Below are 25,500 nucleotides of genomic sequence, written 5' to 3'. Positions count from 1 at the left end.
CACATGAGGGGTCCCAGACCAAATGACCAAAATCATCAAGACATCCAACTTCACCCGCCGCGATATTCTTGCAATGTCGGCGGCACTGGGCGCAACGGCGATCACCAGCCGGGTCTTCGCCGCCGATGAAAAACTGAAAGTGGCGGGCATCCACGCTTCGCCGGTGGAAAATGCCTGGAACTCGCGCCTGCATGAAGCCCTGAAACAGGCCAACGACGCAGGCGTGATCGAATATGTCTTCTCGGAAGGTGTTTCGGCGAGCGACTATCCCCGCGCCATGCGCGAATATGCCGAACAGGGCATCAAGCTGATCGTGGGCGAATCCTATGCCGTGGAACGCGAAGCGCGTCAGGTTGCGGGCGACTATCCGCAGACGGCTTTCGTCATGGGCTCTTCCGGCAAGCCGCAGGGCGACAATTTCGGCGTCTTCGGCACCTGGAATTTCGAAGCGGGCTATCTCACCGGTATGCTGGCGGGCGCGATGAGCAAGTCCGGCATCTTCGGTTCCGTCGGCGCAGTGCCGATCCCGGAAATCAACATGCTGATCAACGCCTTTCAGGACGGCGTGCGCGAAACGCGTCCGGACGCGAAGTTCGTCGCGTCCTTCATGGGCACCTTCTTCGACCCGCCGAAAGCACGCGAGGCAGGCCTTGCGGCCATCGATTCCGGCGCCGACATCCTGTTTGGCGAGCGCATCGGCACGGCCGACGCGGCCAAGGAGCGCGGCATCAAGGCCATCGGCTCGCTGACCGACTATACGCCGCGTTATCCCGACACGGTTTTTGCCAATGCAATCTGGAACTTCGGGCCGATCCTTAATGCTGCAATCGCAGACGTGAAGGCTGGAAAGCCCGCAGGCAAGGACTACACGCCTTTCAGCATGATGAAGGAAGGCGGCAACGACATCATCTACGTCAAGGGCGTCGCACCGGCGGAAGCCGAAGCGAAGATGGAAGCGCGTCGCAACGAGATCAAATCGGGCGCATTCACGCTCAAGCTCAACGCCGAAGAGCCGAAATAATCACGCCTCGCGCCGGTGCCTGACACCTGTTCCAGCACCGGCGCGCCTTCTGGTTCGGATAACAATCCGCAAAACCGGCTCCCGCTTTTCAGGCCCGCTTCATGTCTTCAACCGTCCTCGAACTTCGCAACATAACAAAGCGCTTTGGTCCCCTGACCGCCAATGACGATATTTCGCTGAAGCTCGGACGCGGCGAAATTCTCGCTTTCCTCGGGGAAAACGGCGCTGGCAAGACCACGCTGATGAACATCCTGTTCGGCCATTATGTGCCGGATGAAGGCCGTGTGTTCGTCAAGGGCGAGGAAATCCCGCAAGGCAAGCCCCGCGCCGCCATCGAGGCGGGGGTGGGCATGGTGCACCAGCATTTTACGCTCGCGCCCAATCTTACCGTGCTTGAAAACATCATCACCGGCACGGAAAGCCTCTGGAAGCTCAAATCCGCGCACGGCCCCGCACGCACCAAGATCGCCGCAATCGCGAAACGCTTCGGATTGCAGGTCGATCCCGATGCGCGGCTTGGCGATCTCTCGGTAGGCGAGCAGCAGCGCGTCGAAATTCTGAAAGCGCTCTATAACGACGCCGATATCCTCATTCTGGATGAACCGACGGCGGTTCTCACCACGCAGGAAGCCGAAAACCTGTTCGCCACGCTGAAAGAGATGGCGCGGCAGGGTCTGTCGCTGATTTTCATTTCTCACAAGCTGCATGAAGTCATGTCCGCCGCCGACCGCGTGGTCGTCCTGCGCGGCGGCAAGCTTGTGGCCGAACGCAAGGCTTCCGAAACCTCCAAGGAGGAACTGGCCGAACTGATGGTCGGCCGCCGCGTCTCGCGCCCTTCCCGCGCCGCTTCCACGCCCGGCGAAACCCTGCTGGAAGCACGGAATGCAACGGTTGTGGAGGACGGCGCAACCCGTCTTTCTGACCTCGACTTTCACGTTCGCGCCGGTGAAACGCTGGGGATCATCGGTGTGTCGGGCAATGGGCAGGCAGCGCTTGGACGCCTCGTTTCCGGCCTCAGCCAGCCGGCAAGCGGTGAACTTGTCATGTTCGGGCAGACGGTGACGAAATTCGACCCCCGCCAGTTCGTGGCCGAAGGTGTGGGCCGCATTCCGGAAGACCGCAATGCGGAAGGCGCAATCGGCGATCTGACGCTTTGGGAGAATGCTGTGCTGGAGCGCGTGCGCGACCGGCAATTCTCCAATGGTCTTCTGGTCAACCGCGCGGCAGCGCGCGAGTTTACCGATCGTATCATCAAGGATTTCGATGTGCGCGGCGGCACGCCTGACAGCCGCATTCGCCTGCTTTCCGGCGGCAACATGCAAAAGCTCATTCTGGGCCGCAATCTGGAAACCGCCCCGCGTATCCTGATCGCGGCACAGCCGACGCGCGGCCTTGACGAAGGCGCAGTAGCGGCTATCCACGCCCGCATTCTGGAAGCGCGCGCCAAGGGTGCGGCGGTGCTGCTCATCTCCGAAGATCTGGATGAAATCATTGGCTTGGCGGATCGTGTTCAAGCGATTGTCAAAGGTCGGCTCTCGCCCCCGATCGATGCCGGGGAAGCAAACGCGCAACGACTGGGCCTGATGATGGCAGGTGAATGGGGCAAAGCATGATCCCGAAAAGTGTGAAGCGGTTTTCAGATAAGATCATGCTCAAGCAATTGAAGGGGCTGAACTGATGCGTATCGAACGACGCGAAACCCTGCCCGTGGCACTGGTGGCAACCGCACCGGTCATCGCCGTTCTCGCCGCCTTCGTGCTTGCCGGCCTGCTGATCGCCGCCGCCGGTGCGCCGGTTCTGGAATCCTTCCGCCAGATCGCCATCGGTGCCTTCGGCAACAAGCTTTCGATCACCGAAACGCTCACCCGCGCAACGCCCTTGATGCTGACCGGTCTGGCCGCTGCCGTCGCCTTCCGCTCCAAACTCTGGAATATCGGTGCCGAAGGCCAGTTCTACATGGGTGCGCTGGCGGTCGTCGCCTGCGGCACGCAGTTGCAGCTTCCAGCCGCCATTCTCATTCCGCTTCTGCTGATCGTCGGTGCGATTGCAGGCATGATCTTTCTTCTCATCCCGCTCGGGCTTCGCCTGCGCTTCGGCGTCGACGAGGTTGTGACGACGCTGCTCTTGAACTTCGTGGCGGTGCTTATCGTATCCATGATGATCGAAGGGCCGATGAAAGACCCCCTCGCCTTTGGCTGGCCGCAATCCGAGCCCGTACCGGACGCGGCGGTGCTGCCGAAAATCATGTCCGGCATGCGGCTTCACATCGGCATCGTGATAGCCATCGCCCTGGCGCTCATCATCGCCTATGTGCAGAAGCGAACCGTCTTCGGCCTTGAAACCAAGGCTGCGGGCCTCAATCCGCGCGCCGCGCGCTTTGCCGGTGTCCCGCTGGCAAGGACGCTGGTAAAGGTCGCCTGCATTTCCGGTGGCCTTGCGGGGCTTGCAGGCGCGATACAGGTCATGGGCGTGAAAGGCTACGTCACGACCGATCTTTCGCCGGGCTTCGGCTATTCCGGCATCATCGTCGCCATGCTCGCCAATCTGAACCCCATCGGCGCGATCTTCTCTGCACTTTTTGCTGCCGCCATGTTTGTCGGCGCCGACGGCATGAGCCGCGCCATCGGCATTCCGAGCTTCATCGCCGATGTCACCGTCGCGCTGTCGCTCCTGACCATGCTGGTCGCTCTGTTTTTCACACAATACAGGATCGCCCGATGAACGAGCTGATGGATATTCTTCTCTCCGCCGGCCTGTGGGTCTCGGTCCTGCGCATCGCAACACCGCTTATCTTCGGCACGCTCGGCGCGCTTTATTGCGAACGGGCGGGCGTACTCAATCTCGGCATTGAAGGCATCATGACCTTCGGCGCAATGATCGGCTGGCTGACTGTGTTCAACGGCGCCGACCTGTGGACCGGCGTGGCGGTTGCGGCAGCTTCCGGCGCACTGTTCGGCCTGCTTCATGCAGCGCTCACCGTGCCGCTCGGCCTGTCGCAGCATGTGGTGGGCCTCGGCATCACGCTCTTTGCATCGAGCCTCAGCTATTTCCTGTTCCGGCTTCTGGTGCCGCTGTCCTCGACACCGCCGTCCATCACGCCTTTTCAGCCGCTCAATCCGTCATGGCTTGCGGAAATCCCGTTCATCGGACAGGTGCTTGGCACGCAGACGGCGCTGACCTGGATCGCCATTCCGCTGGCGCTTCTGCTCGGTTACGTGCTTTTCCGCACGCCGCTCGGCCTTGCCATCCGCATGACCGGCGAAAACCCGCATGCAGCGGAAGCGCAGGGCATCAACCCGATCCGTGTGCGCATTTTCACGATCATGTTCGGCAGCGCGCTTATGGCTGTCGGTGGAGCATTTCTTACGCTCTCCGCCTTCAACTCGTTCTTCCCGACCATGATGCAGGGGCGCGGCTGGGTCTGTATCGCACTTGTCGTCTTCGCCTCGTGGAAACCGGCGCGTGCGCTTGTCGGCGCGCTTTTGTTCGCGCTGTTCGATGCGTTCCAGCTTCGATTACAGACGGTCTACGGCAAGGCCGTGCCCTACCAGCTCTTCCTGATGATCCCCTACATCATGTCGATCGTGGCGCTCATCGTCATGGCGCGGCGCGCACGTGTTCCGCAGGCGCTGATGCAGCCCTATCGTCGCGGAGAACGGTAAGCGCTTCACGCACACCAGCTCCTCATACTGAGGACCGCCCCACGCGCGCCCTGAGCCCTGAGCTTGGCGACAGGGCGACGAACCTGTGCTTGAGATTGGCCGCTACGCAAGCCCCTCATCCTGAGGAGCCGCCGCAGGCGGCGTCTCGAAGGGCAAGGGGCGGCAATGCCGTGCGGCAGCGCGGTTTAGACGAGATAATTTCAAATAAAAACGGCGCCCGAAGGCGCCGTTTTCTTTATGCTGTCGGGCTTATGCAGCGCTCGACTTGCTCTTTTCAAAGCGCTTGCGCTCGTTCGGGTCAAGATAGAGCTTGCGCAGGCGGATGGACTTCGGCGTCACTTCCACCAGCTCGTCATCCTGAATCCACGACAGGGCGCGTTCCAGCGTCATCTTGATCGGCGGGGTGAGCTTCACGGCTTCATCCTTGCCGGCGGCACGGATGTTGGTGAGCTTCTTGCCCTTGAGCACGTTGACTTCCAGATCGTTGTCGCGGCTGTGAATGCCGATCAGCATGCCCTGATAGACTTTGACGCCAGCGTCGATGATCATCGGGCCGCGATCTTCAAGGTTGAACAGCGCATAGGCGACAGCTTCACCCTGATCGTTGGAGATCAGAACACCGTTGTTGCGGCCAGCGATTTCGCCCTTGTATGGCTGATAGTCGTGGAACAGGCGGTTCATGATCGCCGTGCCGCGCGTATCGGTCAGAAGTTCCGACTGATAGCCGATAAGGCCACGGGTCGGAGCGTAAAACACCATGCGAACGCGATTGCCGCCCGAAGGACGCAGTTCGACCATTTCGGCCTTGCGTTCGGACATCTTCTGCACGACCGTGCCGGAATATTCTTCATCGACGTCGATGACGACTTCTTCCACCGGCTCGAGCTTTTCGCCGTTCTCGCCGTCCTTCATGACGACGCGCGGACGCGAAACGCCAAGCTCGAAACCTTCGCGGCGCATGTTTTCGATCAGAACTGCAAGCTGCAATTCACCGCGTCCGGAAACGAAGAACGAATCCTTTTCGTTCGATTCCTCGATCTTCAGCGCGACATTGCCTTCAGCTTCCTTGAGCAGGCGGTCGCGGATGACGCGGCTCGTTACCTTGTCGCCTTCCGTGCCCGCATATGGGCTGTCATTGACGATGAAGGACATGGTCACGGTCGGCGGATCGATCGGCTGTGCGGCGAGCGGTTCGCTCACGGACGGGTCGCAGAATGTGTCGGCAACCGTACCCTTGGAAAGACCGGCGATAGCGACGATGTCGCCCGCATGCGCTTCATCGATGGCCTGGCGCTCGATGCCGCGGAAAGCGAGGATCTTCGAGATACGGCCATTTTCGAGCAGCGAACCGTCCTGACCGAGAACCTTGACGGCCTGGTTCGGCTTGATCGAGCCGGAATGGATGCGCCCGGTGATGATGCGGCCCAGGAACGGATCGGCTTCGAGGATCGTGCCGATCATGCGGAACGGACCTTCAGCAACCTTCGGTGCCGGAACGTGCTTCAGCACGAGGTCGAACAGCGGTGCGAGGCCTTCGTCCTGCGGACCTTCCGGGTTCAGCGCCATCCAGCCGTTACGGCCTGAACCGTAAAGGATCGGGAAGTCGAGCTGTTCGTCGGTCGCATCGAGATTGGCGAAGAGGTCGAACACTTCGTTGATGACTTCCTCATGACGGCCATCCGGACGGTCGATCTTGTTGATCGCAACGATCGGACGCAGACCAACCTTCAGCGCCTTGCCGACGACGAACTTCGTCTGCGGCATCGGGCCTTCGGCAGCGTCGACGAGAACGATAGCGCCGTCCACCATCGAGAGGATACGCTCAACCTCACCGCCGAAATCGGCGTGGCCCGGCGTGTCGACGATGTTGATGCGCGTATTTTTCCAGACAACCGAAGTGGCCTTGGCGAGAATGGTGATCCCGCGTTCCTTTTCGATGTCGTTGGAATCCATCATGCGTTCTGCAACGCGCTGGTTGTCGCGGAACGAGCCGGACTGCTTCAGGAGTTCATCGACCAGAGTTGTTTTGCCATGATCGACGTGTGCGATAATAGCGATATTACGCAATTCCATATGGAGATCACTTCTATATGAGTTGGGAGCCGCGCCAACAGACCCGCGCGGAAAAACAATGCAGCGCTCTTACAGGTTTTTTTGCATTTTAGAAAGGGGCAGCACGAAACTGCCCCTCAATTAACCCGAAAAACCCGGATTTCATTGCGTTTTTACACTGTCAATTTGACAGTTTTTTGTACTCATTAGGGCATGTCGTTGTTACGCCCATGGCTGGCCTTACAAAAGCGTACCGGACAGAATGACCATCGCCACGCTGAAATAGATGACGAGACCCGTCACGTCGACCAGTGTGGCGACGAACGGCGCCGATGCGCTGGCCGGATCGAAACCCAGCCTTTGCAGGATGAATGGCAGCATGGAGCCCGTCAGCGAGCCGAAGGTGACGATGGCCACCAGCGCCATGCCCACGGTGAGCGCCACCAGCATCCAGTGCTCGCCATAATCGTAGATGCCGAGCGTCTGCCAGGCGATGATGCGCAGAATGCCGATGCAACCCAGAAAGCTGCCGAGCGCAAGACCGGACGGAATTTCACGCAGCGCGACACGCCACCAGTCCTTGAGCCTGATTTCCTGCAAGGCAAGCGCGCGGATGATCAGCGACGTTGCCTGCGAGCCGGAATTGCCGCCCGAAGACATGATGAGCGGAATAAAGAGCGTCAGCACCAGCGCCTTTTCCAGTTCCGCCTCGAAATGCTGCATGGCGCTTGCCGTCAGCATTTCGCCGAGGAACAGGATGCCGAGCCAGCCGGCGCGCTTCTTCAGCATCTCGCCGAAGCCGATGCGCATATAGGGCTTGTCCAGCGCCTCCATGCCACCGAAACGGTAAGCGTCCTCGCTTGCCTCTTCGGTCATGGCGTCAAGCACGTCATCGACGGTCACGATGCCGATGATATGGCGGCTCTCATCCACCACGGGCACGGCCAGAAGGTCGTGCTTGCGGAAAAGCCGGGCGACTTCCTCGCGGCTTGCCAGCGGGGAAATCGTGATCGGCTCGTCATCCCGCGCGATGGACAGAATCGGTTCGTCCGGCTGGCGGATAATAAGACGGCGAAGGCTGACCACGCCCAACAGGACGCGACTGGCCGGATCGACGACATAAATGGCATAAACCGTTTCGCGCGTGCGCTCGACCTTGCGGATATAATCCAGCGTCTGGCCGACATTCCAGTTGGAAGGCACCGCGATGAATTCGATGGTCATGAGCGAACCCGCCGTGTTCGGCGGATAGCCCATCAGTTTCTTCAGCGCGACCTTGGTTTCAGGCGCGAGGATGGGAAACAGGCCCGCGCGGTCATCGTCTTCCAGTTCCTGAAAAACGTCGGTTGCACGGTCCGCCGACATGCCGTCAAGCAGGAGGCTTGCAAGGCCGGGCGGAAGCATGGCGATGATTTCGGTGGCACGGTGCAGTTCCGGCTGATCGAGCAGACGGATGGCATCTTCGTGCGAAAGCTGTGCGATGACGGCGACTGCATCATCGGCATCGAGTTCGTTAACGAGTTCCACTGCGTCGCCGGTACGCATGTCCGCAATGCGGCTTGCGATGGCAGCAGCAGGGAGGTCGGCAACATTGAGTACTTCCGGGAAGAAGTTGTTGTCGGTCATGGGCTTGCCTTTCTGTCGATCCGCCGTCAAAGGCAGACCGTGCAAGCCGACCGCGAGCGATCAGATCACGAACTGCCTTGACGGCTGAAACAATCGACTGTGACTGTCGCTTGGCATAAGAGAATAAAACTCCGGTTGAAAATGCTGCCGCAGAAATTCGGCTGCGGGCGTGATTTGCGCTTGGTCGCCCATAAAGTCAAGCCCTGACGGATAATGTAGAACGGTTTTCCCGCAGCCTGTCATAACGACAACTTGCCCTTGCCGGCATGCAAGGCAGCGCCTAAATCTGGTTCAGCTTATCAACACCATCCGAACCGGAGTTCATCATGTCCGACAACACCGCCCACAATCACGCGCTGACAGACTGGAGCGGACCGTTGGGCCTGTCGGATTTCACCGCGTTCGGCGACGGGGATTTCGCACCTGCCTTCGATGTGGCGCTGGCTGAGGACCTCGCGGAAGTGGAAGCCATCGCCGGGGCGACCGAAGACGCCACCATCGAAAACACACTCAAAGTCCTGCAACTGACCGGCAAGGCGCTCGACCGCGTGTCAGCCATTTTCTGGCTGCGCGCCGGTGCGCACAGCAACGACACGATCCAGGCGCTGGAGCGCGAAATCGCGCCTAAAATGTCGCGTCATTATTCGCGCATCATGATGGACCCGGCGCTTTTCGCCCGCATCGACGCGCTTTATGAAAACCGCGACATGCTGGATCTCGACACCGAGACCAGACGGGTCCTTGAAAAGACCTGGAAAGGTTTCGTCCGCTCGGGTGCGAAGCTTGATGAAGCGGGCAAGACGGAACTTGCCGGCATCAATGAAAAGCTCGCCGGGCTTGGCGCCCGTTTTGGTCAGAACGTATTGAAGGATGAATCAAGCTGGGCGCTGTTCATCACCGATGAAGCCGACCTCGCGGGTCTGCCTGATTTCCTGAAAAACGCCATGCAGAGTGCTGCCGCCGAGCGCGGCAAACCGGATGCATGGGCCGTCACGCTGTCGCGCTCGATTGTGGAGCCGTTCCTTTCCTTCTCGCAAAACCGTGCACTCCGCGAACAGGCGTTCAACGCCTGGGCAAAGCGCGGTGAAAATGGCGGTGAAAGCGACAATCGCGACATCGTGCGCGAAATGGTGGAACTGCGCGAGCGCAAGGCGCATCTGCTCGGCTACGCCAACTTTGCCGCCTACAAACTTGACGACACCATGGCCAAGACGCCCAAGGCAGTCATGAACCTGCTGGAACCGGTCTGGGACAAGGCCCGCGCCAAGGCCCGTGAGGAAGAAGTCGAACTCGAACGGCTGATCGCAGGCGATGGCGGCAATCACAAGGTCGCACCGTGGGACTGGCGCTTCTATGCGGAAAAACTGCGTGCCGAACGCTTCGCCTTCGATGAAGCGGAACTGAAGCCTTATCTGCAGCTTGAAAAGATCATCGAAGCCGCCTTCGACGTCGCTCAACGCCTTTTCGGCATCCGCTTCGAGGAAAAGAAAGGCATCGCCGCATGGCATCCGGACGTGCGCGTGTTTCAGGTGCTCAATGCTGATGGCAGCGAACGCGGCCTGTTCCTTGGCGACTATTTCGCCCGGACATCGAAGCGTTCAGGCGCATGGATGAGTTCGCTGCAATCGAGCCACAAGCTCGATGGCGGGCAGAAGCCGATCATCTACAATGTGATGAATTTTGCCAAGCCAAAGGCCGGTGAACCGGCCCTGCTCTCGCTCGACGACGCACGCACCCTGTTCCACGAATTCGGCCACGCGCTGCATGGGCTTCTCTCGGATGTGACCTGGCCCGCTGTTTCCGGCACTGCCGTTTCGCGCGATTTCGTGGAACTTCCGTCGCAGCTTTACGAACACTGGCTCACCGTTCCGGCGGTCCTCGAAAAATACGCCGTGCACTATCGCACCGGCGAGGCCATGCCGAAGGCGCTTCTGGACAAGGTTCTCGCAGCCCGCACCTTCAATGCAGGTTTCAACACGGTCGAGTTCACTTCATCCGCGCTGGTGGACATGGCATTCCACACCGGCACGGAAAAGATCGCCGATCCGCTCGCCTTCGAGGTAAAGACGCTGGAAAAGCTTTCCATGCCGGATGCGATCATCATGCGCCATCGCACGCCGCACTTCACCCACGTCTTTTCCGGTGACGGTTATTCCGCGGGCTACTACTCCTATATGTGGTCGGAAGTGCTGGACGCAGACGCGTTTTCGGCATTCGAGGAAACCGGCGATGCCTTCAACCCGGAACTGGCAGCGAAGCTTAAGCAGCATATCTATGCCGCCGGTGGCAGCCGCGACCCGGAAGAGCTTTACAAGGCCTTCCGTGGCAAGATGCCGACACCGGACGCGATGATTGAAAAGCGCGGCTTGAACTAGAACCAAAGCAAAAGGCCGGGAAACCGGCCTTTTTCAATTCTTGTGGGTCAGGATATTCACGAGCCGCCCATGGGGATCACGCGTGAAGAAACGGCGCACGCCCCATTCCTCATCCGCCGGGCCGTATTCTACGGGAAATCCCAGCGCGATCGCGCGCTCCAGCATGGCGTCGACGTCATCGACCTCGATGGAAAGGTCGGGTACCGGCGTGCCGGACCCGCCTTCGCTCATTATGCTCACCTGCACCCGTGCCTGCGCATCCGCGGCATAGGTGACGATCCAGCCGAAATCCATCGCCACATCGAGGCCCAGCAAGTCGCTGTAGAAGCGCTTTGCCGCCGCCGGGTCGCCGGCTGCGATATTGGCAACGATGCGGCGCACAGTCATCAGTATTCGCCGAGCTTGATGTCCGGCGTGTAATCGACGCCGTCGACTTCCTTCACCACCGGCTGGCCGCAATGCATGACACCCGTGGCGGCATTGAAGGCGTAGGTCGGCGAGCCGTAAAGCTGCCAGCCCTTGTTGAGCGCCGCCGTGACGCGATGGCAGAAAGCGGAATCGTCCGGGCCTGTAATGAAACGGTATAACTTCATGCTTTTACTTCCTCTGTTATAACTTCACGCCGGTTCTGGCGAGCACGCGCTCGGCCATCTGAAGATGCAGGCGCTCGACCATCTGCCCGTCCAGCGAGATGACACCCTTATCGGCATTTTCAGGGCGGGCAAAGATTTCAACGACGCGGCGGGCGTGTGCCACTTCCTCCTCGCTCGGGGAGAATGCCCGGTTGGCCGCTTCGATCTGCCCCGGGTGAATGAGCGTCTTGCCGTCAAAACCCATGGCAGCGCCTTGGGCGCATTCTGCCTCGAAACCCACGCTGTCGCGAAAATCGTTATAAACGCCGTCAAGCACGGTGATCCCGCCAGCGCGCGCGGCAAGAACGATTTGCATCAGCCAGGGGATCAGATAGGGTCGCCCCTGCTGCGGACGCACACCCGTTTCCCGCGCGATATCATTCGGCCCGACGACAAAACAGGCAAGCCGCACTGCCGAACGATGTCCAAGAACCGCAATTTCGTCGGCGTTGAGAATGCCCCTTGGCGTCTCGATCATCGCCCAGACACCAACGGCCGGATCGGCGTCATGGCGATCAAGCCGGTTGGCTGCGTCGATTATATCCTGCGGACGTTCGACCTTGGGCAGAAGGATCGCATCCGCGCCCATATTCGCAGCCGCCGCAACATCGTCCTTGCCCCACGGCGTTTCTGCCGTATTCACCCGCACGACCCGTTCGAAGCCTGCCTTCGGATGGTTTGCTAAATGCGCCGCCAGCGCATCGCGCGCCGGAACCTTTGCATCGGGCGCTACGGAATCTTCCAGATCGTAGATCACACAATCCGCCGGCAGCGTCAGCGACTTCTCCAGGGCGCGGGCATTGGAAGCAGGAACGAACAGGACGGAACGGCGGGGGCGAACAATGGTTTTCATGTCCCGATTTGTGCACCGAACCGTGTAAACGCGCAAGGTCCCGAAGCGTTCGGCGTGGTCCCGCAAGCCTTCCCGGAAAGGGACTTGAAATCCGCATCACGGCTGCCTATTTTCCGGCCTTCGGTTGAATGCACCTGCCGCCCGCAGCTTCCAAGCCATGGTAAAGCATTCTGAAACTTCGTTTTTGTTCCGGTGACGGCAGAAACGGCAATGCGGGCACCCGTTCATGAAAACGCCGCTCACAATCAGGAGCGAAAACAATGACCACAGCTATCATCGCTGGGACCAATAATGTTGACTTCAAGCATCAGGCCCGCCGTCTGCGGCAGGCTTTGAGCGAGGAAGGCATCGCCATCAGCCACGGCAAGGCCCTCGACCTCGTGGCGCGCCAGTCCGGCAAGCGTGACTGGAACACACTTGCCGCCAATGGCAGCAAGGTTGAAGCCGCATCCATGCAGGACGATACCGCGCCTTACCGCGTCGGCCAGCGCATCACCGGCCTGTTTCACACCACGCCGTTCGACGCCCGCATTATCGCGGTCGAGGAAACGATCAAGCCGGAGTTGTGGCGTATCACGCTTCAGTTCGATCCGGCTATCAATGTGGCGGTTTCGCCCAACCTTTCGATGCTGCGCAGGCGCGTCACGGCTGTTGTCGGCACCGACGGGAAATCCCGCCGCCTGACCGGCAGCGAGACCGGCGGCATCGCGTTGAACGTCTGATAATTGCTCAAATTGCATCGCATACGCATGATCCGCAAACCTTGACGCGGTTTACAGACAGGATTATGCGCATAACCCGACAGTCGAACTATCCGGCGTGCTTGCAAGCGCGCCGGATAAATCGCAAGACGGGTCGGGAGTTGCGACCTATTGGGCAGTTTCGGCCTCAAACGTTGACTCTCGGTCAAGCTGATGTAAACCAGTTTGCAAATTGCAAATTCCCAACCGACAGGTTCAGGACATGGATAAGTTCACCAAGCTCACGGGCGTCGCCGCCCCCCTGCCGATCGTCAACATCGATACGGACATGATCATTCCGAAGGATTACCTGAAGACGATCAAGCGCACGGGTCTGAGCAAGGGTCTTTTCGCCGAAATGCGCTTCAACGAAGACGGCACGGAAAACCCGGATTTCGTCCTGAACAAGCCGGGGTACCGCAACGCGCAGATTCTCGTCGCAGGCGACAATTTCGGCTGCGGTTCGTCGCGCGAGCATGCGCCGTGGGCCCTGCTCGACTTCGGCATCCGCTGCGTGATCTCGACTTCTTTCGCCGACATCTTCTACAATAACTGCTTCAAGAACGGCATTCTGCCGATCAAGGTCAGCCAGGAAGATCTGGACAAGCTGATGGACGACGCTTCGCGCGGCGCTAATGCAACCCTCACCATCGATCTCGAAGCCAAGGAAATTCACGGGCCCGATGGCGGCACGATTTCCTTCGACCTCGACGATTTCAAGCGCCATTGCCTGCTCAACGGTCTGGACGATATCGGCCTGACCATGGAAAAGGCTGGCAGCATCGACGCATTCGAGGCCAAGCGCGCCGAACAGCGTCCCTGGGCATAATGACGGCATGCGCTATATATACTCGGCCAGAATGCCCGCCAGAACGCCCGGCTGCAGGTCTGGCGGCCTGCACAAGTGAATAGGACACGATTGGCTGGAATGGCCCGAGAAGATCAAAGCGGCGACTGGGCGGGACGTCTTTCGCCCTCGCTGGACGAAATCGAATCCATCGCGATTGAAGCTCTTGCGCATCTGCCGCAGGAGTTTCGTGCGTTGTGCGGCGACATCATCATCCAGATCGCCGACTTTCCTGACGACCAGATCATCGAGGATATGGGGCTGGAAACGCCTTTCGACCTGCTCGGCCTTTTTGAAGGACGCGGCATCGGCGAACGTTTCAGCCTGCAGACCGGCGAAGGTCCGAACCGCATCACGCTTTATCGTCGCGCGATCCTCGACTACTGGTCCGAACATGAAGAAGTGCTGGGCGATATCATCACCCATGTGCTGATTCACGAGATCGGCCACCATTTCGGCCTGTCGGACGACGATATGGAAAATATCGAGGCTCAGGCGGAGTAGCCGCTGCCGATTTTTTTTGGAGCGGCTTAAAACGCGCCATCTTCCTCCAGGAATTTGATCGCCATGAGCGCAGCGCATCGGCTGAGCAAGATGTCTCGTTCATCTGAAAGGTCGGCGGCAAAGCGATCCGCAAGCCTGCGATATGAAGAGTCAATTGCCGGATTTATAAGGTAGCGCGTTTCCATTCTGTCACAAGTCGAGCTATCCGGTTTTATACTCATCGACATGGCTTCCTGCTGAAATCCGGAAAGTATCATAAAAAAGGCGCCCTCACCGGGCGCCTTTTCCATTTCCTGTTACGCCACGCTCAGGCGAACATCGATATTGCCGCGCGTTGCATGCGAGTAGGGGCAGACGATGTGCGCTGCCTGAACCAGTTCTTCGGCCTTCGCCTTGTCCACGCCCGGCAATGCCACTTGCAGTGCGACATCAAGGCCAAAGCCGGTGCCGTCCTCACGCGGACCGATACCGACCGTCGCGGTCACGGTGCTGTCGGCTGCAATGGCAACTTTTTCCTTTGCGGCAACGAACTTCAACGCACCGAGGAAGCAGGCCGCATAACCGGAAGCGAAAAGCTGCTCGGGATTGGTGCCCTCGCCGCCCGAGCCGCCCAGTTCCTTCGGCGTATCGAGAACGACGCTCAGCCGTCCGTCAGCGGTTTTGGCGCTTCCCGTGCGGCCGCCGGTTGCTGTGGACTGGGTGGTGTACAGAATTGACATCTGGGTTTCTCCTTTGGTTTGTCTTCGCAGCCAAACTCGCAGATTTTTAAATTGCGCGCAATCTAATTTTGCAAAATATAATATCACGATTATATGATGCACAATCCAATTGCGTATGCTGTATATATCGACCAAGGAGTTGTCTGAATGAAGCGCGACGATCAGGATTCGAATCTCGACCTTTCCAACATGGTCTGCTTTGCGATCTATTCGACCGCAAATGCGTTGACGCGCGCCTATCAGCCGATCCTCAACAAACTCGACCTCACCTATTCGCAGTTTCTGGTGATGATCGTGCTGTGGGAACAGGACGATCGGACAGTCTCGGAGATCGGCGCACAACTCAATCTGGACTCAGGCACGCTGACGCCGCTGCTGAAACGCCTCGAAGCAGCCGGACGCATTGCGCGGCGACGCGATGCGCGGGACGAGCGGCAGGTGCGCATCACATTGACCGACGAAGGCCGGGAATTGCGCAAGCAGGCCGAGAACATCCCGGAGCAGGTGTTCTGCGCACTGGGTCAGCCTGTCGATGAGTTGCAGGATCTGCGCGCACGCTTGCTCGGTATACGCGGCAATCTCGCCAACAGCCTCAACCGCTAACAAAAAGCGCCGGAAAACCGGCGCTTGGACTTCTGATAAGGCTACGCAGATCAGCGATAATGGTTGTTGAAACGCTTGTCGTACCAAAGCCAGCCAAGACCGGCGGCCGCTACGATCAGCGGGAAAATGTACCAAAAGAAGACCCCCGAAGTCATGGCTTCAATCTCCCTAAAACGCGTCTTGCCATAAGATGTAATACGATCGCCGGCAAAATCCAAGCTGTGACGCCGAGAAAAGAGACGACCAGGCCGCTCCCCGGCGTGAAATTAAAGGTGTTGCCCAGAACCCCGACAGCGAGAAACGCCGTGGAAAGGCGATCAAGATTGTTCGCCAGCAACTTGGTTCGTTCGTTGTGTATCAAACTCATATCGCCCCCATCCCGATCAATTCTTATCCCGAAGCTTAAGGGACCGCCACCCGCATCAAACAAAAAGCGCCGGTTTCCCGGCGCTTTTCAATCTCAGTGCTGAGAAAGCAGATCAGACCGCAAGCGCCTTCGGCTTGATGAGGCCGCGCGCGACCAGCAGTTCAGCAATCTGGATCGTGTTGAGAGCAGCGCCCTTGCGCAGATTGTCCGAGACCACCCACATGGCAAGACCGTTTTCGACGGTGATATCCTCGCGGATGCGGCTGATATAGGTCGCGTCTTCGCCAGCGGATTCATAAGGCGTGATGTAGCCGCCATTCTCGTGCTTGTCGACAACCTGGCAGCCCGGGGCTTCGCGCAGGATTTCGCGCGCTTCTTCCGGCGTGATCGGGTTTTCGAACTCGATATTGACCGCCTCGGAGTGGCCGATGAAGACCGGAACGCGGACAGCGGTTGCCGTCAGCTTGATCTTCGGATCGAGCATCTTCTTGGTTTCGGCCACCATCTTCCATTCTTCCTTGGTGTAGCCGTCTTCCATGAAGACATCGATATGCGGGATCACGTTGAACGCGATGCGCTTGGTGAACTTCTTGGCCGTGACCGGATCGGCTACGAAAACAGCGCGTGACTGTTCAAAAAGCTCATCCATGCCTTCCTTGCCCGCACCCGAAACCGACTGATAGGTCGACACGACAACGCGCCTGATCTTGGCGACATCGTGCAGCGGCTTCAAGGCCACGACGAGCTGGGCGGTCGAGCAGTTCGGATTGGCAATGATGTTCTTCTTGCGGAAGCCTTCGATTGCGTCCGGGTTCACTTCCGGCACGATCAGCGGCACTTCGGCGTCATAACGCCAGGCCGAGGAATTATCGATGACGACACAGCCCTGCTTGCCGATCTTCGGCGACCATTCCTTGGAAATCTCGCCGCCGGCAGACATCAGGCAGATGTCCGTATCGGAGAAATCATACGTGTCGAGCGCCTTGACCTTCAGCGTCCGGTCACCATAGGACACTTCCGTACCCTGGCTGCGGCGCGATGCAAGCGCGACAACTTCGTCAGCCGGAAAGCCGCGTTCCTCGAGGATATTGAGCATTTCGCGCCCGACATTTCCGGTGGCGCCGACAACTGCAACCTTGAAACCCATTTTTCGTCTCCTGTCCCTCTCCGCTTCCAGATTCGGAACCCCGCAGGCCACGCGGGACTTCCGCCCCCGGGCCAGACCCGGGGAGAGGGCGAGCAGGCCAAGGGAATCAGACCGTTTTCGTGGTCGTTTTGGTAATGGCCGTGAGTGTTTTGGAAATCGAAGGCATGCGCGCTGCCCCGGCAAGAATGCCGGCAGTTCCAAGCGAAACTGACGCTACGTTGACGCGATCCACGCGGGTTCTCCTTCGTTCGCCACTGCTTTTACGCGGTTTATAGATGGAGTCAATTCTCCATCCCCGCAAGGAGCGCATTTTTTGGCGCTTTATTGCTTCCCTTCAGTATTTCAAGCCGTCAGTTCTGTCTCATACTAAAGACTACTGCACGAATCCCCTTTTTCGGTTCATCATGCAAGTGTGAGGAGAGCGCCCGGACAGTTGAGAGGAATTGTCCCGGCGCACCAGGCGAACTTCATTTACCCGGTGAAGAAGTATCGCCCTACATTTGCCCGCAGGGCTCTGTTTGGGAGGACAGATTAATGGCAGTCTCGTCAAGTGCCGAGGTCGGCACGCAGAAAATGACGAGCGAAGAACGCAAGGTAATTTTTGCGTCATCGCTTGGTACCGTCTTCGAATGGTACGATTTCTATCTCTATGGAACGCTTGCAGCCTTCATCGGCGCGGCATTCTTCAACGAATATCCGGAAGCAACCCGAAACATCTTCGTTCTGCTCGCCTTCGCGGCAGGCTTCCTCGTGCGCCCCTTCGGCGCCCTTGTTTTCGGACGCATCGGCGATCTCGTCGGGCGTAAATACACATTCCTTGTGACCATCGTCATCATGGGCGCGTCCACGTTTCTCGTGGGTATCCTGCCCGGCTCGGCCACGCTTGGCATTTTCGCACCGATCATCCTGATCGTCCTTCGCATGCTGCAGGGTCTCGCACTCGGCGGTGAATATGGCGGTGCGGCAACCTATGTTGCGGAACATGCTCCGAACAATCGCCGTGGTTTCTTCACGTCATGGATCCAGACCACGGCAACGCTTGGCCTGTTCCTGTCGCTGCTGGTCATTCTGGGCATCCAGACCATGATGAGCAAGGAAGCCTTCGCCGCCTGGGGCTGGCGCATTCCGTTCCTCGTCTCGATCCTCCTGCTTGGCATTTCCGTCTGGATTCGCATGCAGATGAGCGAGTCGCCCGCATTCAAGCGCATGAAGGAAGAAGGCAAGACTTCGAAGGCACCGCTTTCTGAAGCTTTCGGCCAGTGGAAGAATGCAAAGATCGCGCTCATCGCCCTTTTCGGCCTCACCGCCGGTCAGGCCGTCGTCTGGTATTGCGGTCAGTTCTACGCCCTGTTCTTCCTTCAGAACGTTCTGAAGGTCGAAAACCAGTCGGCCAATATCATGGTCGCCATCGCACTCCTGATCGGCACCGGCGGTTTCGTCTTCTTTGGCTGGCTGTCCGACAAGATCGGTCGCAAGCCAATCATTATGGCGGGCCTGCTTCTGGCCGCCGTAACCTACTTCCCGCTGTTCAAGGCGCTGACCCATGCCGCAAACCCGGCTCTGGCCCAGGCCGAACAGACGATCAAGGCGACCGTTACGGCTGCTCCCGGCGATTGCAACTTCCAGTTCAACGCCACCGGCACGTCGAAGTTCACCACGTCTTGCGATGTCGCGACAAGCTTCCTCGCCAAGAGTTCGGTGCCTTATGAGATCGTGCAGACGGCAGCGGCCGGAACGCCTGCAACCATCACGCTCGGTGACAGCACGATCACGTCTTACGACGCCGTTCAGGCTGGCGCCGATGCTGCGGCCAAGCAGTCGGCTCTGTCTCACGACGTGAACCTTGCCTTGCAGAAGGCTGGCTTCCCGCTCGTTCGCGATCCCGCGAAGGTGCCGGACAGCAAGCTCGACGCATTTGTCGCCGCCAATCCGGAACTTCAGCTGAATGCCGAAGCGATCCGCGGCGGCGAGAAGGCCATGGTTCCGGCTGCCGATCTGGTGAAGCAGAAGCTTCTGACCCAGACTGAGGCGGACGGACTGGGTGTCAGCACGCCACAGGCCGTCTTCACGATCCCGGGCGCCGGCGCATTCAAGATGGTTGCCGACCCCGCAGAGGTCAATTGGGTTCTGACAATCGCTATCCTGACCGTCCTCGTCATCTATGTGACGATGGTGTATGGCCCGATTGCCGCGATCCTCGTCGAGATGTTCCCGACCCGCATCCGCTACACCGGCATGTCGTTGCCATATCATATCGGCAATGGCTGGTTCGGCGGTCTGCTTCCGGCTGGCGTGTTCGCACTCAGCGCGGCCAAGGGCGATATCTACTACGGCCTCTGGTATCCGATCATCATCGCCTCCATCACCTTTGTGATCGGCATGATCTTCGTCAAGGAAACCAAGGGCGTCGACCTGCACAAGCTCGACTGACCATCGTCAACCGCACAAATTGAAACGCCGCCCTCCCGGGGCGGCGTTTTCATGTTCGTATGGTGCCACTATCGGCGGTATTGCGCCTCGATTTCGATCAGCTTCTGCTTGCGCCACAGACCGCCACCGTAGCCCGTCAGCGATCCGTCCGCGCCGATCACGCGATGGCAGGGGATAATGATGGCAATCTGGTTCGCCCCGTTGGCCCGCGCCACCGCGCGCACCGCAAGCGGCTTTTCCATGGCCTGCGCAAGTTCGCTGTAGCTACGCGTGTCCCCTGCCCGGATATTCTGAAGTTCGCGCCAGACATGCTGCGTGAAAGCACTGCCATGCAGAACCAGCGGCAGGTCGAACGTCGGGGAATTGCCCTCGAAAAAGGCATTCAGCTGTCGCTCGACAAGATCATGCGTGTCGAAACGGCCAATCCCCAGATCGCCGCGGCAGGTGGCATATAGTTTCTTGAGCTCAGCGGGCAGCGCCTTGCGATCGACGAATTCGAGAAGATGCAGGTTTCGCGCGTCACAGATGGCTATCATCGTGCCGAGCGGCGTCCTGATCCAATCGGCCCGCAGCAAGCCATCGCCGCGCAATTTTCCGGGCGGCAGTCCGAGAATACGCGCAAAGGCGCCGCGGAAAGCTTCGGGAGATTCAAATCCCGCGTCGATCTGCGCATCGATCACACGCCCGCCATCGGCAAGCGCCTGGAACCCGTGCCGCAGGCGCTCCTGCCGCGCCATTTCGAGAAACGTCATTCCGAAATGGCGGCGGAAACTGCGACGGACGGTCGAAGGATCAAGCCCCAGCCGGGCCACATCCTCTTCGCTCCAGCGTCGCTCCGGTTCGGCTTCAAGCGCGTCGAGAAGCTTCCTGACGGCCGGTTCCGCTTCGGCGGCGGGCTGTAACGGATGGCATCTTTTGCATGGCCTGAATCCATCGGCCATGCATTCGGCAACCGATGCGAAGAAACGGCAGTTTTCCTGTTTCGGTTTGCGCGCCGGACAGGTCAGGCGGCAGAAAATTCCGGTCGAGATAACGCCGACATAGGCCCTGCCCTCAAAAGCGGCATCGCGGGCGACAAGTGCATCGTAAAGTTTGTTTTGATCAGGGAGCGTGAACAACATGCCGCTATTCTTATGCAGCGAAGCACGAATTTACAGCCTCAAATCGGGCACTTATTCAAAAAAGAAAAGCCCGCCATGCAGAATGCATGACGGGCCATATATCAAGCGATCCTGTCGCGCTTATGCAGCGGAAAGCTTAGAGAACTTGTCGAGGATTGCGTCGCCCATTTCGACGGTGCCGACCTTGGACTTGCCTTCCGACCAGATGTCGGCAGTGCGCAGGCCATCATTGAGAACCTGTGCAATCGCTGCTTCCAGACGATCCGCTTCGTCGACGAGATTGAACGAATAACGCAGGCACATGGCAAGCGAAGCAATCATCGCAATCGGATTGGCAACGCCCTTGCCGGCGATATCCGGTGCCGAACCGTGAACCGGCTCGTAAAGCGCCTTGCGCTTGCCGGTTTTGGAATCGACCGCACCGAGCGAAGCCGACGGCAGCATGCCCAGCGAGCCGGTCAGCATCGCGGCCACGTCCGACAGCATATCGCCGAACAGGTTGTCCGTAACGATGACGTCGAACTGCTTCGGCCAGCGCACAAGCTGCATGCCGCCAGCATCGGCCAGCATATGCTCCAGTTCCACGTCGGCGTGTTTTTCCTTGTGGCGCGCGGTGACGACCTGATTCCACAGAACGCCGGACTTCATCACGTTGCGCTTTTCCATCGACGTGACCTTGTTGCGGCGCGTGCGCGCCAGCTCGAAGGCGACATCGGCGATGCGTTCGATTTCGTAGGTGTCGTAGACCTGCGTATCGATGCCGCGCTTCTGGCCGTTGCCGAGGTCGATGATTTCCTTAGGCTCGCCGAAATAGACGCCGCCGGTCAACTCGCGCAGGATAAGGATATCGAGACCTTCGATAACTTCCGGCTTCAGCGAGGAAGAATGGGCCAGTGCCGGATAGCAGATGGCCGGGCGAAGATTTGCATAAAGCTGCATCTCCTTGCGCAGACGCAGAAGACCGGCTTCAGGGCGCACTTCATAAGGCACGCTGTCCCACTTCGGACCGCCAACGGCACCGAAAAGCACGGCATCGGCGGCCAGCGCCTTCTCCATATCCGCATCGGAAATCGCCTGGCCATGCGCATCATAGGCGGAACCGCCAACCAGACCTTCTTCCGTCTCGAAACCGAGATTGAGGCCTGAGTTGAGGAAAGCGATGATCTTGCGGACTTCCGCCATCGCCTCTGGGCCGATGCCGTCGCCGGGCAGGAGAAGGAGTTTTCTGGATGCCATAATGCCAAGCCTCTGTTTTATTTCGCATATTCCACAAAACGGAGATCCGCTTTTTTCAAGAATATCGCGTTCAAATTCACGACAACAACAAACAGCAGGAGGCCGTCCGCCATCATCTTTATCAAGTTCCGCGAGGGTTATAGAGCCCCGTTGTCCGACAAGCAATAATGCGCGTGGCTGAAACTAATGAAAAAGATAGGGGCTTGTGTGGAAATTATATAACAGCGGGAAAAGCAGACATGTTCCGCGCGCCAAGCCTCCGGCCAGCACCAGAAAGGCCCGCTATCACTCCGTCAAACTGCGCGCTTCTGACGGGAGCATGATGGGAATGCCGCCCCGGACCGGATATGCAAGCTTTGCCTTGTGCGAGATCAGTTCGCCATGTTCCGCGTCATATTCAAGCGCCCCTTTGGTTATAGGGCATACGAGAAGTTCCAGCAGGCGCACGTCGATATTGCCGGTTTCCGTCTTGTCGTCCATGATCCTATTCCTGAAATCTACTGTAAACGCGATCCGAAATCGTCGTCCTTCACTCGGGCCAGCACCATTTCGGTGATGGCGATCAACGTCGCTGCACGCGTCTTCAAATCCGGGGCTTCCAGAAGCGCCTGTTTTTCAGCCGGGCCGAAAGGCGACATGATGGAGAGCGCATTGACGAGGGTCTCGTTGTTTGCCCGCGCGATGCTATCCCAATCGGCTTCCAGATTGTGCGCCTCGAGATAATCCCGGAACGCACCCAGCAAGGCTTCACGGTCGATCTCCGATGACTCCCGCGACTGCTCCAGGTCGGCAAGGAACGGCATGATCCGGCACTGCCGATAAGGCTGGCGGCAATTGATCTCCTCGCGCACGCGAAAACGGCAGATGCCCTGCAAGGTGATCAGCAAGCGGCCATCGCCGGTTTCGGCAAAAGTGGTGATACGGCCAAGACAACCGACACTGCTCAACTGCGGGCGAAGGCTTTCGTCCAGTTCGTCGGTCGGCTCATCATCCTCGCCGTCGATTTTCGGCTGGATCATGCCGATGATGCGCTTGCCGGCCAGCGCATTCTCGACCATCGCCAGATAGCGCGGTTCGAAAATGTTGAGCGGAAGCTGGCCACCGGGCAGAAGCAGCGCCCCTTTCAACGGGAAAACCGGCACAGTCTCAGGAATATCCGCGCCCGTCCTGTAACGGGCATTGCCCACTTGCATTACAACCTCCCTTTAGGGCTCACGCGACATGCGCCCTAACAGTTGGAATCCGCATGGCGGGCAAAGCGCAATTTGTCCGCCATGCTCCCGACCGCTCGCGGTCAGGAAAACAGAAGCGACGACAGCTTGCGCCGTGCGCCGAGCGTCGCGGGATCGGCATTGCCCCACGCCTCGAAGAACTGGAGCAACTGCTTGCGCGCACCGTCATCGTTCCACTCGCGGCTGGCCTTCATGATGAAAAGCAGCTCATTGGCCGCATCTTCACGCCGCCCCTGCGCGTTACGCACCTGCGCAAGATCGAACCGGGCCTGATAATCATTGGGATCAGCCTGAATTCGCTTTTCGAGTTCAATCGGATCACCGATGAGCTTGACCTGGTCGGCCAGTGCAAGACGTGCTTCCAGCGCCCGGACGGCAGGCGCGTTCTGCTTGTCTGCAGGAATCTGGGCCAGAATTTCCCGCGCCTTTTCCGCGTCGCCGGATTCCAGAAGGCAGGTCGCAAGACCGACAACTGCGTCGACATTATCCGGGACGGCATGAAGGATCGACGAGAATATCTCAGACGCCTGAACGAAATCGCCAGCTTCAACCAGTTCGTTCGCCGCCGCGATTGCCTCGGCAATCGCAGTTTCAGCGTCACTCGGCCCGCCAACCTTGGCGATGAACTCCTTCACCTTCGATTCAGGCACAGCCCCCATGAAACCGTCAACCGGCTGGCCGTTGACGAAAGCGATGACCGCCGGAATGGATTGAATGCCAAGCTGGCCGGCAATCGCCGGATGGTCGTCGATATTCATCTTGACCAGCTTGACGGCGCCGCCAGCCTCGCGGACCGCCTTTTCAATGATCGGGGTCAACTGCTTGCAGGGACCGCACCATGGCGCCCAGAAATCCACCAGCACCGGCTGCTTGCGGGATTCTGCGATTACATCCGCCTGAAAGCCTGCCGTCGTGGTGTCCTTGACGAGATCCGCTCCTCCAGCAGCGGCCTGCGGCGCGCCGAAAGAGACATTCGCCGTCATCTGGCCACCCGCGCCAGCATAAGGATTGTTTTGGCTGCTCATAAGAAATTCCTTCGTATTTTCCGGTCGATGCAACGCTCCGCATGCAAGCCCGCGTCGTTCATTCAGTTCGTATCTTCGAAAGCCAATTTCAAGACGGTCGATTCAGCAGTTGCGCTGTAACTTAGCGCTTCTGTTTCCCACTTCAATCGCCAATCGCCGCGTGGGAAAGCTGCCGTTCCGACCACCAGTCTATACCTAAGCATCAGCCTTGGCACGCTCGGAAACGGCCAGAATGCGCGGTTCGTGTCCCGTGGACTTGAGGAAAGCAACCAGATCATCGCGCTTGATGGAAGTCGTGGCTTCGTTGGTCAGCGGATGCCCGTTGATGACATCATGCTTCATGAGATCGGCATCAAGGATTACCTGCACATTGTGTGCGGTATCGTTGACCGCGCCGAACACGGTGACCGAACCGGGAATCACACCCAGATATTCCATCAGCTTTTCCGGCTTGCCAAACGAAACACGGCTTGCCGCACCGATCAGTTGATGGATCGATTTCAGATCGACCACCGCGTCCTCCTCGACCGTCACGAGAAAGAAATTGTCCTTCTTGTCTTTCAGGAAGAGATTCTTCGTGTGACCGCCCGGAATTTCACCGCGCAGGCTTTGGGAATCGGCAACCGTGAACAAAGGAGGATGTTCAACAGTCTTTACTTCGATACCGAGTTTATCAAGATAGTCGTGTAGCTCGCTCGGCGACAAAGGCATGGTCCCACCCCATTCTGTTCGGCATTGAATATGTTGCACATGTCGCCGCGCTCCTCACGCTTCGGCGACACACCACAGCTTATAGACCATGGATAGAGGCTTAGAAACCACGCAAAACAAATTGGATTGCTTGTCAGAAGCACAGCGGTTTGACTCGCACCAATCCTACAGAGTTCAGCCCCCCGAGCAGGCGCTTACCTCCTGTCTGGGGAAGAAATCACAGCGGAATCCAGGCCCTACACCTCAAAATAACGACATGAATACAGATAGTTAGCCAACGGCTCACAGCCAATTTCGTCGAAAAGACATTTTCATGTAATTTCCCTGTTGCAATCTCGGAAGCGTTAGTTCATATACCGCCTGCCTGACGGAAACGACTGGCGCGAGCGGGTGTAGCTCAGGGGTAGAGCACAACCTTGCCAAGGTTGGGGTCGAGGGTTCGAATCCCTTCGCCCGCTCCAGTTTTCCGATCAGATAGGCAACAAAGTCCCGGCTTCGTCCGGGATTTTTGCTTTTTCAGGCGTGTTTCCATACGATTTCTGCAAGGTCATCTGTTCAGCCAGCGCCAAGCGCCAGCTGAATCCTCGACCTGTGAAT

Annotated in this window: 26 protein-coding genes and 1 tRNA gene; 11 read left to right on the top strand and 16 right to left on the bottom strand. The window is 58.6% G+C overall.

Going from position 1 to position 25,500, the window contains the following annotated elements; translation table 11 throughout:
• Nucleotides 1-22: 22 nt before the first annotated feature.
• The 4 genes from ACOWVS_RS01555 to ACOWVS_RS01540 all read left to right on the top strand — a co-directional run bounded on the left by ACOWVS_RS01555 (nucleotide 23) and on the right by ACOWVS_RS01540 (nucleotide 4,683).
• A complete protein-coding gene (locus tag ACOWVS_RS01555; protein ID WP_021585589.1) occupies nucleotides 23-1,021 on the top strand; it encodes a BMP family protein in 999 nt (332 codons plus the stop codon).
• A 101-nt stretch (nucleotides 1,022-1,122) separates the two neighbouring features.
• Nucleotides 1,123-2,634 (top strand): ABC transporter ATP-binding protein, encoded by a 1,512-nt coding sequence (locus tag ACOWVS_RS01550; RefSeq protein ID WP_075041551.1) that lies wholly within the window; start codon nucleotides 1,123-1,125, stop codon nucleotides 2,632-2,634.
• Nucleotides 2,635-2,698: 64 nt separating this feature from the next.
• Nucleotides 2,699-3,742 carry an ABC transporter permease gene (locus ACOWVS_RS01545; RefSeq protein WP_075041552.1) on the top strand — a complete coding sequence of 348 codons (1,044 nt, stop codon included), beginning with the start codon at nucleotides 2,699-2,701 and terminating at the stop codon, nucleotides 3,740-3,742.
• A complete protein-coding gene (locus ACOWVS_RS01540; protein ID WP_075041553.1) occupies nucleotides 3,739-4,683 on the top strand; it encodes an ABC transporter permease in 945 nt (314 codons plus the stop codon). The genes ACOWVS_RS01545 and ACOWVS_RS01540 overlap by 4 nt, the downstream gene beginning before the upstream one ends.
• A 249-nt stretch (nucleotides 4,684-4,932) precedes the next feature.
• Here ACOWVS_RS01540 and typA read toward each other — a convergent pair whose 3' ends face one another.
• Complete coding sequence (typA, locus tag ACOWVS_RS01535) at nucleotides 4,933-6,756, bottom strand: translational GTPase TypA (RefSeq protein ID WP_006468571.1); 1,824 nt, start codon at nucleotides 6,754-6,756, stop codon at nucleotides 4,933-4,935.
• 219 nt (nucleotides 6,757-6,975) lie between these two features.
• Nucleotides 6,976-8,361, bottom strand: coding sequence for a magnesium transporter (mgtE, locus tag ACOWVS_RS01530; protein ID WP_006472231.1), 1,386 nt, complete (start codon nucleotides 8,359-8,361; stop codon nucleotides 6,976-6,978).
• 326 nt (nucleotides 8,362-8,687) lie between these two features.
• Between mgtE and ACOWVS_RS01525 the strand changes: the two genes are divergently transcribed.
• Nucleotides 8,688-10,736: a M3 family metallopeptidase gene (locus ACOWVS_RS01525; RefSeq protein ID WP_075041554.1), complete on the top strand. Its 2,049-nt coding sequence runs from the start codon at nucleotides 8,688-8,690 to the stop codon at nucleotides 10,734-10,736.
• A gap of 33 nt (nucleotides 10,737-10,769) precedes the next feature.
• Here ACOWVS_RS01525 and ACOWVS_RS01520 read toward each other — a convergent pair whose 3' ends face one another.
• Genes ACOWVS_RS01520 through ACOWVS_RS01510 form a run of 3 tightly spaced genes read right to left on the bottom strand, consistent with a single transcriptional unit; the run spans nucleotide 10,770 to nucleotide 12,221 of the window.
• Nucleotides 10,770-11,123 (bottom strand): VOC family protein, encoded by a 354-nt coding sequence (locus tag ACOWVS_RS01520; RefSeq protein WP_075041555.1) that lies wholly within the window; start codon nucleotides 11,121-11,123, stop codon nucleotides 10,770-10,772.
• On the bottom strand, nucleotides 11,123-11,329 hold the full coding sequence (locus tag ACOWVS_RS01515) for a DUF1737 domain-containing protein (RefSeq protein WP_002965766.1): 207 nt from the start codon (nucleotides 11,327-11,329) through the stop codon (nucleotides 11,123-11,125). The genes ACOWVS_RS01520 and ACOWVS_RS01515 overlap by 1 nt, the downstream gene beginning before the upstream one ends.
• Nucleotides 11,330-11,345: 16 nt before the next feature.
• On the bottom strand, nucleotides 11,346-12,221 hold the full coding sequence (locus ACOWVS_RS01510; protein WP_075041556.1) for an HpcH/HpaI aldolase/citrate lyase family protein: 876 nt from the start codon (nucleotides 12,219-12,221) through the stop codon (nucleotides 11,346-11,348).
• Nucleotides 12,222-12,481: 260 nt separating this feature from the next.
• Between ACOWVS_RS01510 and ACOWVS_RS01505 the strand changes: the two genes are divergently transcribed.
• The 3 genes from ACOWVS_RS01505 (at nucleotide 12,482) to ACOWVS_RS01495 (ending at nucleotide 14,312) form a co-directional block, all read left to right on the top strand.
• Nucleotides 12,482-12,943 carry a glyoxalase superfamily protein gene (locus tag ACOWVS_RS01505; protein ID WP_075041557.1) on the top strand — a complete coding sequence of 154 codons (462 nt, stop codon included), beginning with the start codon at nucleotides 12,482-12,484 and terminating at the stop codon, nucleotides 12,941-12,943.
• Between the two features lie 241 nt (nucleotides 12,944-13,184).
• Entirely contained in the window at nucleotides 13,185-13,790 is a 606-nt protein-coding gene (gene leuD, locus ACOWVS_RS01500; RefSeq protein WP_006472229.1) for a 3-isopropylmalate dehydratase small subunit, read from the top strand.
• 99 nt (nucleotides 13,791-13,889) lie between these two features.
• Nucleotides 13,890-14,312 carry a metallopeptidase family protein gene (locus ACOWVS_RS01495; protein WP_006472228.1) on the top strand — a complete coding sequence of 141 codons (423 nt, stop codon included), beginning with the start codon at nucleotides 13,890-13,892 and terminating at the stop codon, nucleotides 14,310-14,312.
• A gap of 26 nt (nucleotides 14,313-14,338) precedes the next feature.
• On the opposite strand, the gene ACOWVS_RS01490 is transcribed toward ACOWVS_RS01495, so the two are convergent.
• Together ACOWVS_RS01490 and ACOWVS_RS01485 are read right to left on the bottom strand one after the other, a co-directional pair.
• The gene (locus tag ACOWVS_RS01490; protein WP_075041558.1) at nucleotides 14,339-14,602 is read right to left on the bottom strand and encodes a hypothetical protein; all 264 of its coding nucleotides are present in this window, start codon (nucleotides 14,600-14,602) and stop codon (nucleotides 14,339-14,341) included.
• Nucleotides 14,603-14,608: 6 nt separating this feature from the next.
• A complete protein-coding gene (locus ACOWVS_RS01485; RefSeq protein ID WP_075041559.1) occupies nucleotides 14,609-15,031 on the bottom strand; it encodes an organic hydroperoxide resistance protein in 423 nt (140 codons plus the stop codon).
• A 147-nt stretch (nucleotides 15,032-15,178) separates the two neighbouring features.
• Here ACOWVS_RS01485 and ACOWVS_RS01480 point away from each other — a divergent pair, with 147 nt between their 5' ends.
• Nucleotides 15,179-15,634 carry a MarR family winged helix-turn-helix transcriptional regulator gene (locus ACOWVS_RS01480; RefSeq protein WP_021588127.1) on the top strand — a complete coding sequence of 152 codons (456 nt, stop codon included), beginning with the start codon at nucleotides 15,179-15,181 and terminating at the stop codon, nucleotides 15,632-15,634.
• Between the two features lie 151 nt (nucleotides 15,635-15,785).
• Here the strand turns inward: ACOWVS_RS01480 and ACOWVS_RS01475 are convergent, their stop codons facing one another.
• The 3 genes from ACOWVS_RS01475 to ACOWVS_RS01465 form a co-directional block, all read right to left on the bottom strand.
• Nucleotides 15,786-16,001: a hypothetical protein gene (locus tag ACOWVS_RS01475; RefSeq protein ID WP_230349924.1), complete on the bottom strand. Its 216-nt coding sequence runs from the start codon at nucleotides 15,999-16,001 to the stop codon at nucleotides 15,786-15,788.
• Nucleotides 16,002-16,113: 112 nt separating this feature from the next.
• Nucleotides 16,114-17,148 (bottom strand): aspartate-semialdehyde dehydrogenase, encoded by a 1,035-nt coding sequence (locus ACOWVS_RS01470; protein WP_021588129.1) that lies wholly within the window; start codon nucleotides 17,146-17,148, stop codon nucleotides 16,114-16,116.
• Between the two features lie 106 nt (nucleotides 17,149-17,254).
• A complete protein-coding gene (locus tag ACOWVS_RS01465) occupies nucleotides 17,255-17,380 on the bottom strand; it encodes a hypothetical protein (RefSeq protein ID WP_006472225.1) in 126 nt (41 codons plus the stop codon).
• Nucleotides 17,381-17,682: 302 nt separating this feature from the next.
• Here ACOWVS_RS01465 and ACOWVS_RS01460 point away from each other — a divergent pair, with 302 nt between their 5' ends.
• Nucleotides 17,683-19,578, top strand: a complete 1,896-nt coding sequence (locus ACOWVS_RS01460) for an MFS transporter (RefSeq protein WP_021588130.1) — start codon at nucleotides 17,683-17,685, stop codon at nucleotides 19,576-19,578.
• A gap of 68 nt (nucleotides 19,579-19,646) precedes the next feature.
• On the opposite strand, the gene ACOWVS_RS01455 is transcribed toward ACOWVS_RS01460, so the two are convergent.
• The 6 genes from ACOWVS_RS01455 to ACOWVS_RS01430 form a co-directional block, all read right to left on the bottom strand.
• Nucleotides 19,647-20,699 (bottom strand): bifunctional transcriptional activator/DNA repair enzyme AdaA, encoded by a 1,053-nt coding sequence (locus tag ACOWVS_RS01455; RefSeq protein ID WP_021588131.1) that lies wholly within the window; start codon nucleotides 20,697-20,699, stop codon nucleotides 19,647-19,649.
• A gap of 120 nt (nucleotides 20,700-20,819) precedes the next feature.
• Nucleotides 20,820-21,935 carry a 3-isopropylmalate dehydrogenase gene (gene leuB / locus ACOWVS_RS01450; protein ID WP_021588132.1) on the bottom strand — a complete coding sequence of 372 codons (1,116 nt, stop codon included), beginning with the start codon at nucleotides 21,933-21,935 and terminating at the stop codon, nucleotides 20,820-20,822.
• A gap of 285 nt (nucleotides 21,936-22,220) precedes the next feature.
• A complete protein-coding gene (locus ACOWVS_RS01445; protein ID WP_006468553.1) occupies nucleotides 22,221-22,415 on the bottom strand; it encodes a Trm112 family protein in 195 nt (64 codons plus the stop codon).
• Between the two features lie 17 nt (nucleotides 22,416-22,432).
• Nucleotides 22,433-23,128: an LON peptidase substrate-binding domain-containing protein gene (locus tag ACOWVS_RS01440; RefSeq protein ID WP_006468552.1), complete on the bottom strand. Its 696-nt coding sequence runs from the start codon at nucleotides 23,126-23,128 to the stop codon at nucleotides 22,433-22,435.
• A gap of 101 nt (nucleotides 23,129-23,229) precedes the next feature.
• Nucleotides 23,230-24,192 carry a thioredoxin gene (gene trxA, locus ACOWVS_RS01435; RefSeq protein WP_021588134.1) on the bottom strand — a complete coding sequence of 321 codons (963 nt, stop codon included), beginning with the start codon at nucleotides 24,190-24,192 and terminating at the stop codon, nucleotides 23,230-23,232.
• Nucleotides 24,193-24,387: 195 nt separating this feature from the next.
• Nucleotides 24,388-24,903 (bottom strand): prolyl-tRNA synthetase associated domain-containing protein, encoded by a 516-nt coding sequence (locus ACOWVS_RS01430; RefSeq protein ID WP_021588135.1) that lies wholly within the window; start codon nucleotides 24,901-24,903, stop codon nucleotides 24,388-24,390.
• A gap of 386 nt (nucleotides 24,904-25,289) precedes the next feature.
• Between ACOWVS_RS01430 and ACOWVS_RS01425 the strand changes: the two genes are divergently transcribed.
• Nucleotides 25,290-25,364, top strand: a tRNA-Gly gene (locus tag ACOWVS_RS01425).
• Nucleotides 25,365-25,500 lie beyond the last annotated feature (136 nt).

Source organism: Brucella sp. IR068 (assembly GCF_049065885.1).
GTDB lineage: Bacteria > Pseudomonadota > Alphaproteobacteria > Rhizobiales > Rhizobiaceae > Brucella > Brucella intermedia.
This window is presented reverse-complemented; position numbering and strand designations above follow the sequence as displayed.

What these genes read in the sequence shown, in the direction of transcription:
- ACOWVS_RS01555 (WP_021585589.1), top strand. Translation starts at nt 23, where the DNA reads ATGACCAAAATCATCAAGACATCCAACTTCACCCGCCGCGATATTCTT.
- ACOWVS_RS01550 (WP_075041551.1), top strand. Translation starts at nt 1,123, where the DNA reads ATGTCTTCAACCGTCCTCGAACTTCGCAACATAACAAAGCGCTTTGGT.
- ACOWVS_RS01545 (WP_075041552.1), top strand. Translation starts at nt 2,699, where the DNA reads ATGCGTATCGAACGACGCGAAACCCTGCCCGTGGCACTGGTGGCAACC.
- ACOWVS_RS01540 (WP_075041553.1), top strand. Translation starts at nt 3,739, where the DNA reads ATGAACGAGCTGATGGATATTCTTCTCTCCGCCGGCCTGTGGGTCTCG.
- typA (WP_006468571.1), bottom strand. Translation starts at nt 6,756, where the DNA reads ATGGAATTGCGTAATATCGCTATTATCGCACACGTCGATCATGGCAAA.
- mgtE (WP_006472231.1), bottom strand. Translation starts at nt 8,361, where the DNA reads ATGACCGACAACAACTTCTTCCCGGAAGTACTCAATGTTGCCGACCTC.
- ACOWVS_RS01525 (WP_075041554.1), top strand. Translation starts at nt 8,688, where the DNA reads ATGTCCGACAACACCGCCCACAATCACGCGCTGACAGACTGGAGCGGA.
- ACOWVS_RS01520 (WP_075041555.1), bottom strand. Translation starts at nt 11,123, where the DNA reads ATGACTGTGCGCCGCATCGTTGCCAATATCGCAGCCGGCGACCCGGCG.
- ACOWVS_RS01515 (WP_002965766.1), bottom strand. Translation starts at nt 11,329, where the DNA reads ATGAAGTTATACCGTTTCATTACAGGCCCGGACGATTCCGCTTTCTGC.
- ACOWVS_RS01510 (WP_075041556.1), bottom strand. Translation starts at nt 12,221, where the DNA reads ATGAAAACCATTGTTCGCCCCCGCCGTTCCGTCCTGTTCGTTCCTGCT.
- ACOWVS_RS01505 (WP_075041557.1), top strand. Translation starts at nt 12,482, where the DNA reads ATGACCACAGCTATCATCGCTGGGACCAATAATGTTGACTTCAAGCAT.
- leuD (WP_006472229.1), top strand. Translation starts at nt 13,185, where the DNA reads ATGGATAAGTTCACCAAGCTCACGGGCGTCGCCGCCCCCCTGCCGATC.
- ACOWVS_RS01495 (WP_006472228.1), top strand. Translation starts at nt 13,890, where the DNA reads ATGGCCCGAGAAGATCAAAGCGGCGACTGGGCGGGACGTCTTTCGCCC.
- ACOWVS_RS01490 (WP_075041558.1), bottom strand. Translation starts at nt 14,602, where the DNA reads ATGGAAAAGGCGCCCGGTGAGGGCGCCTTTTTTATGATACTTTCCGGA.
- ACOWVS_RS01485 (WP_075041559.1), bottom strand. Translation starts at nt 15,031, where the DNA reads ATGTCAATTCTGTACACCACCCAGTCCACAGCAACCGGCGGCCGCACG.
- ACOWVS_RS01480 (WP_021588127.1), top strand. Translation starts at nt 15,179, where the DNA reads ATGAAGCGCGACGATCAGGATTCGAATCTCGACCTTTCCAACATGGTC.
- ACOWVS_RS01475 (WP_230349924.1), bottom strand. Translation starts at nt 16,001, where the DNA reads ATGAGTTTGATACACAACGAACGAACCAAGTTGCTGGCGAACAATCTT.
- ACOWVS_RS01470 (WP_021588129.1), bottom strand. Translation starts at nt 17,148, where the DNA reads ATGGGTTTCAAGGTTGCAGTTGTCGGCGCCACCGGAAATGTCGGGCGC.
- ACOWVS_RS01460 (WP_021588130.1), top strand. Translation starts at nt 17,683, where the DNA reads ATGGCAGTCTCGTCAAGTGCCGAGGTCGGCACGCAGAAAATGACGAGC.
- ACOWVS_RS01455 (WP_021588131.1), bottom strand. Translation starts at nt 20,699, where the DNA reads ATGTTGTTCACGCTCCCTGATCAAAACAAACTTTACGATGCACTTGTC.
- leuB (WP_021588132.1), bottom strand. Translation starts at nt 21,935, where the DNA reads ATGGCATCCAGAAAACTCCTTCTCCTGCCCGGCGACGGCATCGGCCCA.
- ACOWVS_RS01445 (WP_006468553.1), bottom strand. Translation starts at nt 22,415, where the DNA reads ATGGACGACAAGACGGAAACCGGCAATATCGACGTGCGCCTGCTGGAA.
- ACOWVS_RS01440 (WP_006468552.1), bottom strand. Translation starts at nt 23,128, where the DNA reads ATGCAAGTGGGCAATGCCCGTTACAGGACGGGCGCGGATATTCCTGAG.
- trxA (WP_021588134.1), bottom strand. Translation starts at nt 24,192, where the DNA reads ATGAGCAGCCAAAACAATCCTTATGCTGGCGCGGGTGGCCAGATGACG.
- ACOWVS_RS01430 (WP_021588135.1), bottom strand. Translation starts at nt 24,903, where the DNA reads ATGCCTTTGTCGCCGAGCGAGCTACACGACTATCTTGATAAACTCGGT.